The following is a 15958-nucleotide window of genomic DNA, read 5'->3' on the forward strand; positions in this document are numbered from 1 at the left end:
AATTAAGCTTGTTGTTTTTCTACTTTTACACTTCTCTTTAGCTCTGCAAAGCCATCTTTTTTAACGTTACCCGTAAGAGTTATTTCTTTTTCCCCGTTATTTATGTCTTTATCATCAACTTCATATACAGTTAGTGTAATTGATTCTCCTTCTTCATAGTTTCTGGTATAAACCAATAAACTTATTTCTTCATCATAAGATGCCATTGTAATTTCTTTATTCATATCTGCATCCATCCATTGAGCACTTACAATTTGTTTCTCTTTAGTATAATCAAACTCCCCATTTTGAGGAAGCTTGTTCATTTGAGGGGCTTTATACTCAATCTTATCTTTAGCAGTCAATAATGAGTTAGCCCCATACACATGCATTCTGTCTTTTGCTCCGAACTCTGTCTGTCCATCTGTATAACCTATGAATTTTTCTTTGCCATACAGGTCTAGGTGGGCTCTTGCTGAAATTTCAGTATTAGTTCCAGCATTGATAATGGTTTTCTTACCACTATCCTGGCTTATCTCTTGCTTGGCAATAATCTTAATATTTTCACCAACATTGGTATCCATATTCTTTCCTGCTTTGGTTTCAATATTCTCCTCAATATCAAACTTCAGGTTCTTTGATTTTATGGTTATGGTTTCAGGAGCAGTAATGTTGATATTGCTTCCCTTTGTATCAAATCTCAATTCGTTACCACTTTTATCAGTCAATAAGATACTTTCATCCTCTGTAAACACTAATCTGTGCCCACTTCTGGTCTGTAATGATTTTACTCGGTTATCCATTCCCCCTCCTAAACCAACACCACCATGAAACATTCCACCCATTGCAAAAGGGAAATCTGGATTATGATATTCAAAGTTAACCATTACTTGGTCTCCTATTTCTGGAACAGCCACAAAGCCTCTATTCTGGCTTACTGCATCTGTGCCACCAGCATCAGGGCTCATCATTCGGATAAAATGAGTAGTATCGTTCAACTGCCAGTCAAACTGCACTTGTATTCTACCTTGATTTAAGGGGTCAATATTGGAGATAACCGTTGCCACTTGTGGCTCTGCTTTAGGCATTATAAAAGCTGGTTTAGGCATAAAACCTGTTCCCTCAGCTATAGCTTCAAAACTTCCAGTATAATAGCCTCTTGCATCCACTTCATGGCTTATCTCTGTCATCATTAATGTAGTGAAGTGGGAAGTTTGGTTACTATCTTGATTTCTCATGTCTATATCTGCTACACAACCTACAAACAGAAAAGGAACGGTTGTGTTTCCAGAAACAGTAAAAACTTCTACAGCCTTACTCCCTCTTGCACTCTTTTGAGAATCATCTACATCCAGAAACATATTAGCATTAATGGGGGTAGGAGTAAGAGACCTTGTTTTGAAAATATTATCATTCAATTCATAGGCTTTGGCTGATAAATTTCCTAAATGTTTAATGTTATTATTAGAGCCTAGCATTTTTGCATGGTTACTACTATTATAGCCAAAGTATTCAGGTTTAGTGTGTACTGCTTTTAATTCTACCTGTACATCTGTAACATTGCTTCCGTAAACAAGCTGTATTGGCTTTTCAGATGGAGGAAGCTTCCCAAAATGTAGAATATACCCATCGTAATAAAACTGTTCTCCATAAGCTTCTGCAAGTCTTGCAAGATAGTTGTAATGAGTTTCACAATATTGAGAGCTATAGTTAATGTAGCCTTTATTCTGGGTTTCTATTCTGAAATCAAACTTACTTGTTCCCAGTGCTTCCTTAATAATTCTATCTGCAATGATAGCCGTGTTTACAGATTGATTTCCTCCGAAACTCTGAGTATGTGGGGCTGAATCCATCAAAATTGTTGGACTGTATCCTTTAAGCACAATATTACCTAGGCTCATTTGTTCCTGGCTAAAAGCAATCTTCGTAATAACACCTACAAACGTTCTTTCAGGACTTTCGTTTTCAGTATCTTTATATTTGAAAGTTACTGTAATTCGTTTTCCTAAAAATTGTTGGGCTTCTTCAAGATTGTAGTTCTGTACTTCACCTAATGAATCATGAGCTAAAGTCAGTTCAAAATTATGGTGTGCTCTGACACTTTGTTGTAAACGAAAGTGTTTAAAATGACTGATAGATTTCCCTTCCACCACAATATCAAGCTTAACCACACGGTTAATTCCTGATATATGGTTCTCTGAAATCTTTTCAGAATTGGAAATATTCTTTCTCATTAATACTGTGGTATTTGTGTTTATATCACCAAATATAGATAAATAGATAATACCACATATACAAATTTGAAAAAACTTTAAAAAGTGTAGTAAAGCTACGATTGATGAGAATGCTAGAGTTTTGTGGCATCCCAAACAATATTAAGATAATATAGCTTGAGGCTTATTCATCGGGTTCATTGTATGTATTTGGAAAGGTTGACTTCAGGATCCGTTGTTTATTCTTTTTTTTAATTTTTATTGCTTTAATTTCAAGTCTAAGAAATTGTTTTAAAATAAATTCTAAATTCTCTTCTTTAACTGTTAGAATAACCTTCATTACTTTCAGATAATTTACTTTTATTAATGATTTAATATTTTTTGTTTTTCAGCTTCAAACTCCTCTTCATTAATAGCACCTGAAGCACGCAAATTATTTAATTTATCTAAATGGTCATATTTGTCTGAAGATATCATATTCCCAGAATTATTTTTTATATAAATTGTATTTCTACTTGAAAAAGCCTTTGCAAATGCTAGCCACCATCCATATACTGTCCATCCAAAAAAGAGATTGATTAGCAATACACTGAAAAATTTAAATCTTATTATAGGTGATCTAAATAAAGCGACTATAGTGGGTATAAAATAAATAAAAACAATTATTTTGAATAACGGAAATCCTCCGTTGTTATGACTTGTAGTAGCAAGTATTGTTAGCATATTTATAATTTATTTTTATTATTATTCATTTCTTTTTTGTTTAAGAGAATACTGTAATTCTTTAAAAAATACGTTCAAATATAAAACATTTAAACAAAAAGCCACTAATTAGATACATCTTTTTAGTGGTAACATAAACAAGGCTTATTTCCAAGCTTTGTATTCTCTAATAGAGATTACATGGAGGAAAAAGAATTTTTAAAGGATGAAGTCTTAAAGAAGCTTGGTAAGAGGATAAAAGAGATTAGGATAGCTAAAGGGTATTCAAGCTATGAATATTTTGCCTATGAGCATAATATATCCAGGGCTCAATATGGCAGATATGAAAAAGGTGAAGATTTACGATTTAGTACCTTAGCAAAAGTTATTAATGCTTTTGGTATGACTATGAATGAATTTTTTGCAGATGGGTTTGAATAGTAGGTGACATAATTTATAAATTAGCATTAAGTTACTATTTATTATGAGTACAGCTACCAATCTAATCATGCAGGATATTTTAACTCTTATTAGTAGAAAAACGCAAGATGTCGATTACGTGAATAGTTGTCAAACGATTCTTATACCTATTACAATAAACCTTGATGAACTTATTTTTTATCCAGATCAGCAATTAGTAAAAGATGCTTTTGCTTGCTTAGCTTCATTAAATATGCAGTGGATACCATTTAAAGATAGTAAAGATGGTTCCAAAAAAGTTCTGCTTAGCGTGATGAATTTCATGAATATTATTGAAGATAAGGTAGTATTTAAGGTTCCTTGCTTCTTTTTATCTGAATTTGCAAAAGTAGATTTTAGCCTTGAACGTTATAATTGCAAAAGGTAACATGAATGTTAATTTGCTTTATTTATTCTTAACAAATATTATTGAAGAGTATGCTTAAAATGAAAAAATTGTTCAGATTGTAGAAATCCTGCTGTTAAGCTGTTCAGATTTTATTTATCCTATTCTTTCGTTGCAAAAATAAGTACATTTTCTTTAAATAACAATTTTTAAGTATGATTATAGATCTGAATCATACAGTTCTATATTTTCACAGATTTGAATTTGCCTGGTAAATTCAAATTTTCAATTTCAAAATAGCAAATTTAAAATTAAGAAAAGAGAAAATTAATGCAAACGGATTAATACCTGTCCATTTTGTTGTTAGGTATAATAGAGAAAGAATAAGAAATATTGTAGGGATTTCTGTATAGTAAAAATATTAGAGAGTCTCTAGTGAAGATTCTCAAACAGGCTTTTCAGTTTGCTTAAAATATTAAAGTAACACAAATCAGATATCTTTTCTTCTTCCTTATTTCCATCCTTATTTACTATTGTTTTAACAATGCGTGTTCCTCCTCGATTGTAATTTGTAGGTTTAGAAATTATAAACCCATTAGACTCTTTATTCATTTTTACTTTCTTCCAGTTGTAATCATTATCTTTAATCAAATTTATTAGATTATCAATGTCTGTTGCCGAAACATCTTTTAATCCAGCTTGATACACTAACTGTAGACGTTGATGAAAATCATCGTCTATCAAAAAAGCATATTTTCCATTAAATAAAACTTTAAAGACTACAATTTCTTTATTATTAGTGATATGCTCACTAATAGTAAAATGACCCTTTAATTTTCCCACTATAGAATAAATGATGTGGAAAATTTCACTTTTATTCTGCGTATTAGATGGTTTTTTTCCACCGCTAATTCCTCCAGACTTTGAACGTGGATCTGGTTGTTTGGAATCAAAAGATCCATAAGGAGTCGAAGGTGGGAAAATTGGTTTCCCTCCAGAATTGGATTTACTAACTTTAGACTCAATGGAAAGCTTGACGATCTCACTTAAAATATCAATTCCAGATTCAATAAAATTTTCGGCTAATTGAGGGTTAACACCATCTTTTGTAATGGTTGATTTCTTATTTTTATTGGTACCTTTTGATCTTTTCCCTGAAGAACCAGCTGGATAGCCAGACTCGGCAGAAGATATGTTGTAAGAATCGATAAACCTGATATAATCAGTGTCATAAAGATCATCAAAGTTCTTTTCTGGTTTTACCTTAATAATTTCATTCGCCAAAAAAAAGGTCTTTTCAGGGGTATTGATATAGTTCCCGGTTATAGTTAGATGCAATTTTTCACGTATAGGAATTAAAAAATTATAATTGTTATTTGCAGAGTTATTTAATACTTTATGATATAGGTTACTTTGCATTTTTAGCAGGTTGTTCCACAGGTAGTTGTCCTTTGAAAATAAAAAGAATGCCAATGATTTAGCCATTGATTTTATATTCTCAGTTCCATGTTTTTTTAGTGATATTTCCCCAATAACAAGATCATTTTCTTTTTTTGTTTCCCAATTAACAATTTCTTTTAACTCATTAAGATCTGCCCTAAATAAATTTTGAATGATCAGAGAATTTACCAGATAAAATGCTTGGGCAATAACAACAGATGGAATAATAATTGTTATAGGAGATCCATCTTTATATTCCTTTTCTATCTGGTAATATCTTGTACCTAAGGAGCCTGCTGAAAAAATAGGGTTCTGATCATCTTCTACTTTTTGGAAACGCATATTTTCATAACTATCCACCCAAACTCTCTGTTGATATTTTTTTTTGATTTTTATCCTTTTTATCCTTTTTTTATTGCCATCGAGTTTGATATCGAATTTATCCCCAATTTTTAAATCAATTAATGTCTCAATATTAAGTTCATCATCATGGTAGGATTGTATTTTTTCAACCATAAAGTTATTCTCACGCTCATATATAATATGGGCAAATTCTATTTTTGTGTATATTTCATCATTGGTATTTTTAAACCAATAAGGAAAGTTGGTAATTTTATAAAACCCCTTGGTAATGGGAGGAAGGCTGAAGTCGAAATCCATAACTATTAATATATTTTGTGTGGTTAAGCTAAACTACATTGGCGTTTATATTCCTGAATGACATCTCTGTATTTTGGATGATTAATATATGCTTTTTGAGGAATCATATTATGGTCTAGCCAATACGCCTGACCCCAAAGTGATTTATTCGTTTTCGGGATTCGATATTCATAAATCCTTTTTTCTTTTTCAAGTTTTTCCAGACAGAAATTTATCTTTTTTTGACAGAATTTTTCTTCATATATAGTGTTTGATAGGTAACATACAATCTCATTTTCAGATAGAAATTTATTCTTAAATTTCAGTAAATCTAATATCTGTTTTTCTGTTGAAATTTCAGTAAATGTTAGTACGGGATTAGGTTTTGTAGTGGTTTGATAATTAGAGTGTAAGCTGTTTTTGTTTGTTTGTTTTTTTAATGTGCATCCGAATGGATTTTTCAACTTAAACAAGCTGCATTTTTTTTGTAAAATTTCTTGTAATTTCAGCATCATATATTTCATTATTAATTAATAAATTTTTATATTTGCTATAGAAAATAAGGGGTCGGATAAAAGAATTTCCTTTACCATTATTTTTATAACACATAAGTCCGTTATTAGGTAGGTTCCAATTACTGTTAACGGATTTTTTATTTCTCTTTTTTAATAGATTCTTTTTTTAAGTCATAAACACAAATATAAATATTTTCTTTCAAATTGCAAATTTCACGTTTAACTGTGTAAATACTTAGTATGTACAGTTTGTTTGTGTAATTTTTATGTGATATTCGTAATATTCATAATATTTATTGCGAATATTATGTTTTTTAGATTGGGATATTTTGAATGTATATTCAGCTATATAATATCAAGATATTCGTCTATATAAAATCGGGTTTGTTATAATTAAATATTTTTGAATATTGCTTCAAATGAATATGGAAGTATATGATCCTTTTTAAATTCACTTAGTCTAAGGTTATAAGTGATAATCAGGTATCTTAGAAAAGAATGATCTTTAATGATTTTACATGCTATTTCGAAAATAGGAATACGATCTTCAATAGACCAGGTTGTAAAATTTTTATTTATTTCTGGCAGAGTACCAAATTCAAATTCACATGCCTCTCGTAGCCTTCCCCAAACTTGATGTTTTCGTGATAAAAGAGTCATGATATTTTGAAGGAGGTAGAAGTAAGAGAAACTGTAATGCATATTCTCAGAATATCCTTGTTCTAATATTTGGTATATTTTTATCTGATTTGCAATTTGATTTTTGTTTGCCTTATCAAAATCTTGAGTTAAATCATAATCACAAAACGAACATAAATTTAGTGATTGAATCTTGATTATTTTTTTATTACCCTGTTCTAATCGGTGAAAAGTTATAGGATTATAACATTTGGTGCAGCAATCTCGTAAAAGAACTTCACAATCACAGCATACATAAGAAATTAATAACCTCCATTGTTTTTTATAATAAGCTTTTTTTTTAAGCATATTGGACAATATAAAAGTCCATTATTCTTACGCTTTCTATGGGCAATGCCTAATGGAAGTATTCCAGAGGTAAAACCGTTTGGATTGTGATTTTCAAATAACATACTTTGATAATTACTTAAAAATAGATTGTTAATGGCAGTATACTCCAAAGGTGAATTATCAAATATTACTTTTTTTAAGTAATCTGTAGGCATATTATCTACATCTCGGTTCCAGAATTGTTGATCTTTAAAATAATATTTTCCAAAAGAATGGCTTTTTACTGAATGCTCTTGTGAAAGTCTAAGAAACCAACTTGTGAAAAGTTCATCCTGATACGGTGGGATATAATGTGCCCATATATTTTTATTTAATGTATGGATGTATGGCATTACAAATTAGCTCTTCTTAGAATTTTCTTTCTGTCTTCAGGTGAAACGTATTCGATATTATCCAATATCTTGTGATCAATCTTATGTAATCCACTTTTAAGAGCAAGTTCAGCGGATTTTATTAAGATAGTGTTTATTTCTCCGATCAAACCATCTGACATTGCTAAAATTTTTGATGCCATTGAATTCTCAGCAAGATATGAAGGGTTTTCAAGAGGGAGAAGCGCCTCATAATTTACCAAGAACTGTAAATATGCCTTATCCATTTTCCATCTTTCCATTATAACTGTTTCAAACCTATTGGCGAGTTGGGCGTCCGACTGAATGACATTAAATGCATCACGAATGCCCACGCAGATAATTGGAATTTTTAATTCATTGCTTAAATACTTTAGAACATTCAAAAATATTCGTTGTTTAAGAGGGCTTCCTGCAAGGACATGATGTATTTCGTCAATAATAATAAGTTTTACCTCCAGTTTCTTAAACAAGGAAATAATTCTTCTTTGTTTTATATCCGGACTTTCGCTTTTTATTATTGGTGCATTGAGAATTTGCAGAATCTTATTATAAAAGCTCTTTTCATCAGGTTCTGCAGGTGCTTGTACAACAAGTACTGGGGCAATGACAACATCGTATTCTCCTTCCCGGATATATGGGTTGTTTTTCTTATAAAACCTATTAATCAATGCTGTTTTTCCATTATTTGTTTCTCCAACGATCAATAAATTAGGCATTCTGTCTACGGTTGGGTAGTTTTTAAGGTCTTCCAGTTTTGCTAATATTTTATCTGCATTAGGATAGGGAATCCATTTCTGTTTTCTTAAATGAAATAATTTTTCTTCAAGACTTCCATTTAAAACAAGTTCCTTAGTTTTAGTTGTCAAATGCTTCATCATCTAAATTTTCAAATGGTTTTAGGTTTAAGTCATTTTCAAAACTGATTTTCTGGGTTTCCAAAGTTTGGCTTTTACTGGTTCCGGATAATTCCAATTCATTATTAACTTTTGTAATATCTTCCAGGAAGATTTCTTTGCCCATAAATTCTTTTGTTATCATCCTTCTGGAATTTTTGGAGAGTTTTTTTGTTGCCTTAATTGCTTTTAATTCAATTTCTTCCAGCTTTTTATAGCTTTCAAATATATGTGCCTCATTAATAATTCCGGTGTTATCCTCTTTCCATTTTTTTACTGCAGCTCTATATTCCCACACTGACATAGGAGGGTAACGGGTATCTCTATATGGTATCTCAAAATATTCATTAAGATCAGGATCAAAGAAATAAATGACACTGATGTCCTTTGGATTTCTTCTAAATGAATATTTCCTTAAGTTCTTACTTTTATTAGGAACGTTAATGTATTTTCTTAAAACTTCATCATAATAATGTATATGATCGATCACAACCCCTGTAGCTTGTATTGTTCTTTCTAAATAAGGCATAAAGTCAAGTCTAATCTTTCTTTCATCATGAAAACGTGGGGGGAGACCCATACCTTTCGTTTCATTATTACCAAATATTCCTTCAATATATTTTTCTTCAGGAGTCATTCCAATGCCAGAATGTACAGTTTTATGATACACATTGACTATATAAGTTACCATCCATTTCTCAAACTCAGCCAATGTGAATGAGGCGTGTTTTTCAGATTTATAAGTTGAACGTTCCTTAATGTTTGAAAATGTTGTGCCTGGAAGATCATGTACGGCTTTTGAAAATGAACCTAGGAATCTTTCGATATGTCCTCCATAATGGGGAGTTGCAACAGGGCGGAATTCAAGATTAATTCCATAATTTTCACATGCTTTTTTTAGCATAATTCCTCTAAACTCTTTTGCATTATCAACATGAATAGTTTCCATTACGCCCCAGCATCCCCACGATCCATCAACCCCTAATTTCTGAAGATATGTTTCTTTGGCCAAAATGGCATTAGAAATACAAAGACCGGTTCCCATTGCTCCAGGTGGATCAAATGAAATGTTGATTCCCAATATCATTCGACTGTAAACATCTATAGCAACAGTTAAATAAGGTTTGTTAAAAGGCTGACGAAATACTTCGTCAACAAGTATAATGTCTACAGGGGTATGGTCAATCTGTACAACTGATAATGGATAGTGGGCATGTGGAAAATTTCCACGAATTGGTCTGAATTTATTATCAGAAACCTTCTTGCCATAACGTTGCTTTACCTTTTCCTCTTCTGAAATTTCATTGATTCGTCTTCGTATTGTCGTAGAGTGTGGTGTCTGTAATCCCAGTTTATTGCATTCAAATGAAATGGCTCTAATAAGATAATTGATAGATTTCCTAAAGGATGTTAAGTATATTTCATTGATACATTTTTGTATTATTTCATCCTGTTCGGGGGATAGTCTTGATTTACCACGACCTCCATTTTTCTTTTTACCAAGTATAGATCCAATACTTCCTGTTTGCTCATAGCGATTGATCCATCTATAAATTGTTACTTTATCAACCTTAGCTTCTTTTGCCGCTTTTTCAACAGTTTTTAAATCACCCCGATTTTCAAGAACTGGGCGAATAATTTGAAATCTTTCTTGCGCTTTTTTCCATTCTTTATCTGTGAAGTCAAGCAGATTTCTATTGTTAGATTCCTGCCTCGAATCAGCGGGTAAGATATCACCAATATTGACCGTATGTATTATACCGCTTTCTATTTCCTCAACACTTACACGCTGAATATCAATGTTTCTTATAATGGTACATGGAATATCATTATAAGTTACTTGCTGACCTACATTCAAATAAAAAATTTCTTGTTTCATTTTGGATAAGAATTTTCATATAATTCATCAAGCCATATTGCAGAGTCCATCGTTAGTGGTTCTTCCCAAATACACCTGATGATATTTATTGAAACCATGTACCACATATAGTATATAAGCTCCATCTGTTTATATTTATCTCTTGCGCATACCTGAATAAGCTCTCTTGGTGTTGTGGATTGTAAATCACACATGGTTTTCAAAATGAGCTGTATGTCCGGATGTTTATGATCAAAAGTATTTTTCTTATATCGATATAAGAATTTACAGTTTTCAAGATATTCAGTTCTGATATCCTCTTCAGTAAGAACTTTAAATTCATAACCATTATTTTCACAAAATTCCTTAGCGGCTTTGAATTTGGGTTGATAAATCACAGAGTTCTTTTCTAGATCTTCTTTGTATTTTATTTCGACAAGTAAAGGTTTTGATCCTTTTGAGGCAAACCGGTAGTGCCAATAAAATAAAAAGTCAGGAGTGTAAGAACGTTGTTTTCCTTCAGAATCTGAGTAATAAATAGTAATTGGCTGCTCGTGATAAGACTCAATAATCCAGTCCATCTCAAGTAGGAATATAAAATCTCTTTCCAGAGAGGATTCAAACTGGACTTCTTTATTGGTTTTAGCGCTGAAAAAGCTTCCAGATAGTGAGCTATGTTTTAAGCCAATTTTTCTCACCTTATTTTGTATGATCTGTACCATCTAAGATAAGGATTTAAATTTGGTTGCACTTACTTTGCGAAAAAATATCCAAAGTAAGTGCAAATAACAGCTGTTTTTCCATTTTATTTTGCATTTACTCTGCAAATATACAGCGGAAGTTATCCGCAGCCAGGAGAGATTTCCCTTGCTCACAACGGTGTATTATTTCTGGATGAAATGCCTGAATTTAAAAGAACCGTTCTGGAAGTAATGAGACAGCCTCTGGAAGATCGTGAAGTAACTATTTCAAGAGCCCGGTTTACGGTAAACTATCCGGCAAGTTTTATGTTGGTGGCCTCTATGAATCCCAGTCCAAGCGGTTTTTTCCCTGATGATCCTAATAATACGTCATCTGTTTATGAAATGCAGCGGTATATGAATAAACTTTCGGGGCCGCTTCTGGATAGGATCGATATCCATATTGAAGTTCAGAAGGTAGAATTTGAACAACTTGCTGAAAAAAGAAAAGGGGAAAAGAGTAGTGACATCCGGGAACGTGTGCTGAAAGCAAGAGATATCCAGAATAAACGTTATCAGCATCTCGCGATCAGCAGTAACGCCCAGATAGGGCCAAAGGAAATTGAGGCATTTTGTGAAGTGGATGAAACGTCTTTCGGTCTTATCAAATTAGCAATGGAGAAACTCAATCTTTCAGCAAGAGCATATGACAGAATTCTGAAAGTAGCCAGAACAATTGCTGACCTTGAAGAATCTGAAAATATTCTGTCCCATCATATTTCTGAAGCCATACAATACAGAAGTCTGGATCGTGAATTCTGGAATGGCTGATTTTTTATTATTGAATTGATTTTGAAATAAATACAAATGGTATTTTCATAAGTTTAATTCTATTCTTTAAGATAAACATAGTAATTATGTAACGCATAGGTTAAAATATTATGTTAAGTTTGATTACCAAATTATCAATAATATTACATTATGAAAATCAAATTTTTAAATTCAGGGTAAAGTATTCACCTTGATTTCTGAAGAATATCCAGAATATATTCTTTCTTCTTTTTGATTCCAATAAATAACGTTTGCGGTTCTTCTCAATGAGTGAACCGCTTAAGACTTTATGTCATTCCGTTTTTTAAACTCTTATGAAACACATTCAGTAAATATGCTGTGGTTATGCCTTATGTCCTGTTGTTTCCTTGTTTTATAAAGTCTGAAATCAACTTTAAATAAAGTCAAATCCATTAATTACAAATTTTTAAACCAAATCAAATTATTATTATGTCAAACACAATTCCCTCATTAGAAACCTTATCAATAGGTTCGGCTGTATTGCTGTCATCTGAAGACAGAGAAAAATTGTTAAACGGATTCAATAAAACCGGCTGGGATTATCATCACGAAGAAACATTGGAATCTCTTTTCCGAAAACAGGCATTGCTCCATCCCGATAAAACGGCAGCAGTTTATCGGGATCAGGAAATTACGTATAGAGAGTTGGATCAGAGAAGTAATCAGGTTGCCAGCTTTCTATTAGGGCAGGGTATCAAAGAAGGAAAATATGTTCCTGTCTGGCTCGATCGTTCTTTAGAATGGCTCGTTGCAGTTCTTGGGATTATTAAGACGGGAGCGGCATATGTTCCAATAGACCCTGCTTACCCCGCGAAGAGAGTAGAGTATATTCTTTCAGATACCGCTGCTGATATTATCATTACCAATCAAATTCTCGGAAACCTTTTATCAGAAAAAGAAAAGGCAAAAGTATTTGATCTGAGTAATATCGGGAATCTTAATGATTTATCTTCAGAATATCCTGGAATTGCTATTCATCAGAACAGTTTAGCATACACAATTTATACTTCAGGCTCCACCGGAAAACCCAAAGGGGTAATGGTGAGCCATCAGGCTATACAACATCTGGTAACATGGCATAACCATCATTTTCATGTGGATCACCATTCAAAACTGACTCTTGTTGCAGGATTGGCTTTTGATATCTCCGTATGGGAAACCTGGTCGGCACTTACTTCCGGAGGATCTGTTTTTATTGCAGATAACGAAGACAGAACAGACGCTCATGCATTGGTGGAGTATTACAGAAGAAATCAGATTACACACGGTTTTGTGCCCTCTGTTTTAGCGCCTTCTGTAGTTAATTACTCCAGGAATTATAGCGATTTGAAATTGAAATATCTCTTTACAGGAGGTGAAAAACTAAAACCCATACTTACTTCTGAATTAAGCTACGAACTGGTAGACTATTATGGTCCCACCGAATGTACTGTATTTGCTACATTCAAAAAAGTGAAAGACACCAACGGAAAATATGTTTCCTCTATAGGAAGACCTATCGCCAATGCAAAAGCTTATATTTTAAGTGACAATATGGAATTGCTTCCGGTGGGAGCTGTAGGAGAATTATGCATTGGAGGAAGCGTTTTAGCCAATGGATATCTTAATAATGAAGAACTGATAAATACTAAATTCATTACCAATCCCTTTAATGAAAAAGAAAAGCTTTATCGTACCGGAGACTTAGCCAAATGGAAACCGGACGGTGATATAGAATTCTTGGGAAGAATTGATAATCAGGTGAAAATTCGTGGATTCAGGATTGAACTTGGAGAAATAGAACGTTCATTAATCCAGCAGGAAAATAATAAAGAAGCAGTGGTCATTACTAAAGAGACGGAAGGAAGTACCAAATACCTCATTGCTTTTATTGTATTAAAATCTGATGCGATAAAGGATATTTCTTTAATCCGAAATGCATTGAAAGAAGAACTTCCGGGCTATATGATTCCTGCACAGATTATTTTTGTAGATTCAATCCCATTAACAGCAAATGGTAAAACAGATACTCAGGCATTAAAAGATCTGGCTGATAAAGAAGCCAAAGAATTAATTTCATTCGAACCTCCTACCAATGAAACTGAAAGAATTATTGCAGAGGTCTGGTCTTCTGCATTGGAACGCCCCGTTATTAATATTACAGATAATTTTTTTGATATTGGAGGAAACTCACTGTTGGTAGCGACTGTTGCTGTAGCGTTACAAAGAAAGCTTGACATAAAGATCTATTTACGGGATATTTATCAGTATCCGGTATTGCAGCAGTTATCAGAAGTTCTTATTGCCAGATCCCGGGAAACACGGGAAGCAATTCCTGTGGAAGATGTAGAACCTTATGTTGAATTACAGAAAGATGTTTATCTGACTCCAGGAACTGTTTTTGCAGGCGGATTTGATCCTAAGCAGGTGGAAAATCCAACGGCCATATTTTTAACGGGTGTTACAGGATTTGTGGGAATTCATCTGTTGCAGGAACTTCTGGATACTACCCATGCAGATATTTATTGCCTCGTAAGAGCTCAGGACGAATTTTCTGCAATGGAAAAGATTGACAGATGTTTTAAACAGTACCACATTCCTCAAAAAATAGAACAGAAATCGAGAATTATTCCTGTAATTGGCGATCTGGCTTTGCCGTCTTTAGGATTATCGGAAGCAATATTCACAAAACTGGCAAAGCAAACCGATGTGATTTATCACTCCGGAAGTTCTGTAAACTTCATTGAACCTTATTCCTATATGAAAGCTCCGAATGTTGAAGGATTAAGAGAAATCATAAAATTGGCAGGGGCTGAGAGAACAAAATGTCTTGCCTTGTTATCCACCATTTCTGTGTACAGCTGGGGGCATGTATTTACCGGAAAAAAAGTAATGCTTGAATCCGATGATATTGAACAAAACCTGATGTCTGTAAGCAAAGATATTGGCTATGTAAGAAGTAAATGGGTCATGGAAGCTGTTGCTGATTTAGCGGCAAAAGAAGGGCTGCCATTGATTACTTATCGTCTGGGATACGCAATGTGTCACAGTGAAACAGGAGCAAGTGCTTCTTATCAATGGTGGTCCGGATTGGTGAAAAACTGCATAGAATTCAAGTCTTATCCTGCATTGACTGAGCTTAGAGAAGGTCTTATTACTGTAGATTACATGACAAGAGCCATTGCTCATATCACAAAAAATAAAGAGGCGATAGGCAAAAAATTCAATCTGATTGCCCGTCCAGAAACTAATCTCACTCTGGAGGATTTCTTTGGACTGATGAAGAAATATTATCCTTTCCCACTCAAAGATCTTCCTTATAAAGAATGGCGAAAACAGTGGGAAGATGACAGTAAAAATCGTTTGTATCCATTAACAAGTCTTTTCAGAGATAATATGCATGAAGGCTTATCTACTGTAGAACTTTACCAGAACACTTATGTATGGGATTGCTCCAATGTTATTCAGTATCTGGAAGGGTCAGGCATTCAGGAACCGGTGTTTGATAAAAAAATACTGGATTCCTATTTACAGTATCTGGGAATTCCGGTTGAATAGTATTTTAATAATTGAAAAAGCCCAGGCAGAATGTGTCTGGGCTTTTAATTTTTAGCAAACAAATACGTCAAGTTTTGTCGTAATGGGGAATGACATTTGTATCAGGGCAATGAGAAAGTATTACTCAGCTTTTAATTAACCGAAAACCAAAGAAAAATAAATGAATAATATTATTGTATTGTCTAAAGATTTTGCAGCCAATGAAAGTGCAGTGGTAGATCTTAGATCCGGGGGATTTACAAACTCATTGAAAGCTCTTACATTTCACAATAAAACAGGACAGTCTGCAAAATTTCTTTGGCAGGGAGATACAATCTATAACAAAGAAAAAGCTGGATATTTTAAGGAAATAAACAATGATCTGGGGGTGAAGGTAAGCCAGTATGAAGGTTTTATAACGGTTACCAATGGAGGAGGAGAACAGTATTTGGAAGGCCAGCTAAAGCTATAATCAGGCATAGGT

Annotated in this window: 12 protein-coding genes and 1 pseudogene; 5 read left to right on the plus strand and 8 right to left on the minus strand. The window is 33.1% G+C overall.

Translation table 11 applies throughout. The features are described from left to right. Nucleotides 1-2: 2 nt before the first annotated feature. Together CQ022_RS14410 and CQ022_RS23195 are read right to left on the minus strand one after the other, a co-directional pair. The gene (locus tag CQ022_RS14410) at nt 3-2213 is read right to left on the minus strand and encodes a type VI secretion system Vgr family protein (protein ID WP_123864442.1); all 2211 of its coding nucleotides are present in this window, start codon (nt 2211-2213) and stop codon (nt 3-5) included. Nucleotides 2214-2555: 342 nt separating this feature from the next. After that, nucleotides 2556-2915 carry a superinfection immunity protein gene (locus CQ022_RS23195; protein WP_105683403.1) on the minus strand — a complete coding sequence of 120 codons (360 nt, stop codon included), beginning with the start codon at nt 2913-2915 and terminating at the stop codon, nt 2556-2558. Between the two features lie 180 nt (nt 2916-3095). On the opposite strand from CQ022_RS23195, the gene CQ022_RS14420 reads away from it, so the two are divergent. Together CQ022_RS14420 and CQ022_RS14425 are read left to right on the plus strand one after the other, a co-directional pair. Further along, a complete protein-coding gene (locus CQ022_RS14420; protein ID WP_105683047.1) occupies nt 3096-3335 on the plus strand; it encodes a helix-turn-helix domain-containing protein in 240 nt (79 codons plus the stop codon). Between the two features lie 43 nt (nt 3336-3378). Next, a complete protein-coding gene (locus CQ022_RS14425) occupies nt 3379-3741 on the plus strand; it encodes a hypothetical protein (protein WP_105683048.1) in 363 nt (120 codons plus the stop codon). A gap of 390 nt (nt 3742-4131) precedes the next feature. Here the strand turns inward: CQ022_RS14425 and CQ022_RS14430 are convergent, their stop codons facing one another. From CQ022_RS14430 to CQ022_RS14460, 6 genes are all read right to left on the minus strand, one after another. Further along, nucleotides 4132-5799 (minus strand): hypothetical protein, encoded by a 1668-nt coding sequence (locus CQ022_RS14430; protein WP_105683049.1) that lies wholly within the window; start codon nt 5797-5799, stop codon nt 4132-4134. A gap of 23 nt (nt 5800-5822) precedes the next feature. Continuing rightward, nucleotides 5823-6293: a hypothetical protein gene (locus CQ022_RS14435; protein WP_123864443.1), complete on the minus strand. Its 471-nt coding sequence runs from the start codon at nt 6291-6293 to the stop codon at nt 5823-5825. A 941-nt stretch (nt 6294-7234) separates the two neighbouring features. Then, nucleotides 7235-7654, minus strand: a complete 420-nt coding sequence (locus CQ022_RS14445) for a TniQ family protein (protein ID WP_105683052.1) — start codon at nt 7652-7654, stop codon at nt 7235-7237. After that, nucleotides 7654-8550 carry a TniB family NTP-binding protein gene (locus tag CQ022_RS14450; RefSeq protein ID WP_165791667.1) on the minus strand — a complete coding sequence of 299 codons (897 nt, stop codon included), beginning with the start codon at nt 8548-8550 and terminating at the stop codon, nt 7654-7656. The genes CQ022_RS14445 and CQ022_RS14450 overlap by 1 nt, the downstream gene beginning before the upstream one ends. Then, nucleotides 8531-10447, minus strand: a complete 1917-nt coding sequence (locus tag CQ022_RS14455; protein WP_105683054.1) for a helix-turn-helix domain-containing protein — start codon at nt 10445-10447, stop codon at nt 8531-8533. The genes CQ022_RS14450 and CQ022_RS14455 overlap by 20 nt, the downstream gene beginning before the upstream one ends. Then, nucleotides 10444-11148: a TnsA endonuclease N-terminal domain-containing protein gene (locus tag CQ022_RS14460; RefSeq protein WP_105683055.1), complete on the minus strand. Its 705-nt coding sequence runs from the start codon at nt 11146-11148 to the stop codon at nt 10444-10446. Before CQ022_RS14460 ends, CQ022_RS14455 begins: the two co-directional genes overlap by 4 nt. 114 nt (nt 11149-11262) lie before the next feature. On the opposite strand from CQ022_RS14460, the pseudogene CQ022_RS14465 reads away from it, so the two are divergent. The 3 genes and pseudogenes from CQ022_RS14465 to CQ022_RS14475 form a co-directional block, all read left to right on the plus strand. Next, nucleotides 11263-11937: pseudogene (locus CQ022_RS14465) on the plus strand (ATP-binding protein); the annotation flags it as partial. Nucleotides 11938-12387: 450 nt separating this feature from the next. Further along, nucleotides 12388-15495, plus strand: a complete 3108-nt coding sequence (locus CQ022_RS14470; RefSeq protein WP_105683056.1) for a non-ribosomal peptide synthetase — start codon at nt 12388-12390, stop codon at nt 15493-15495. Nucleotides 15496-15655: 160 nt separating this feature from the next. Continuing rightward, nucleotides 15656-15946 (plus strand): hypothetical protein, encoded by a 291-nt coding sequence (locus CQ022_RS14475; RefSeq protein ID WP_105683057.1) that lies wholly within the window; start codon nt 15656-15658, stop codon nt 15944-15946. The last annotated feature ends 12 nt before the right edge of the window (nt 15947-15958 follow it).

Source organism: Chryseobacterium culicis (assembly GCF_002979755.1).
GTDB lineage: Bacteria > Bacteroidota > Bacteroidia > Flavobacteriales > Weeksellaceae > Chryseobacterium > Chryseobacterium culicis_A.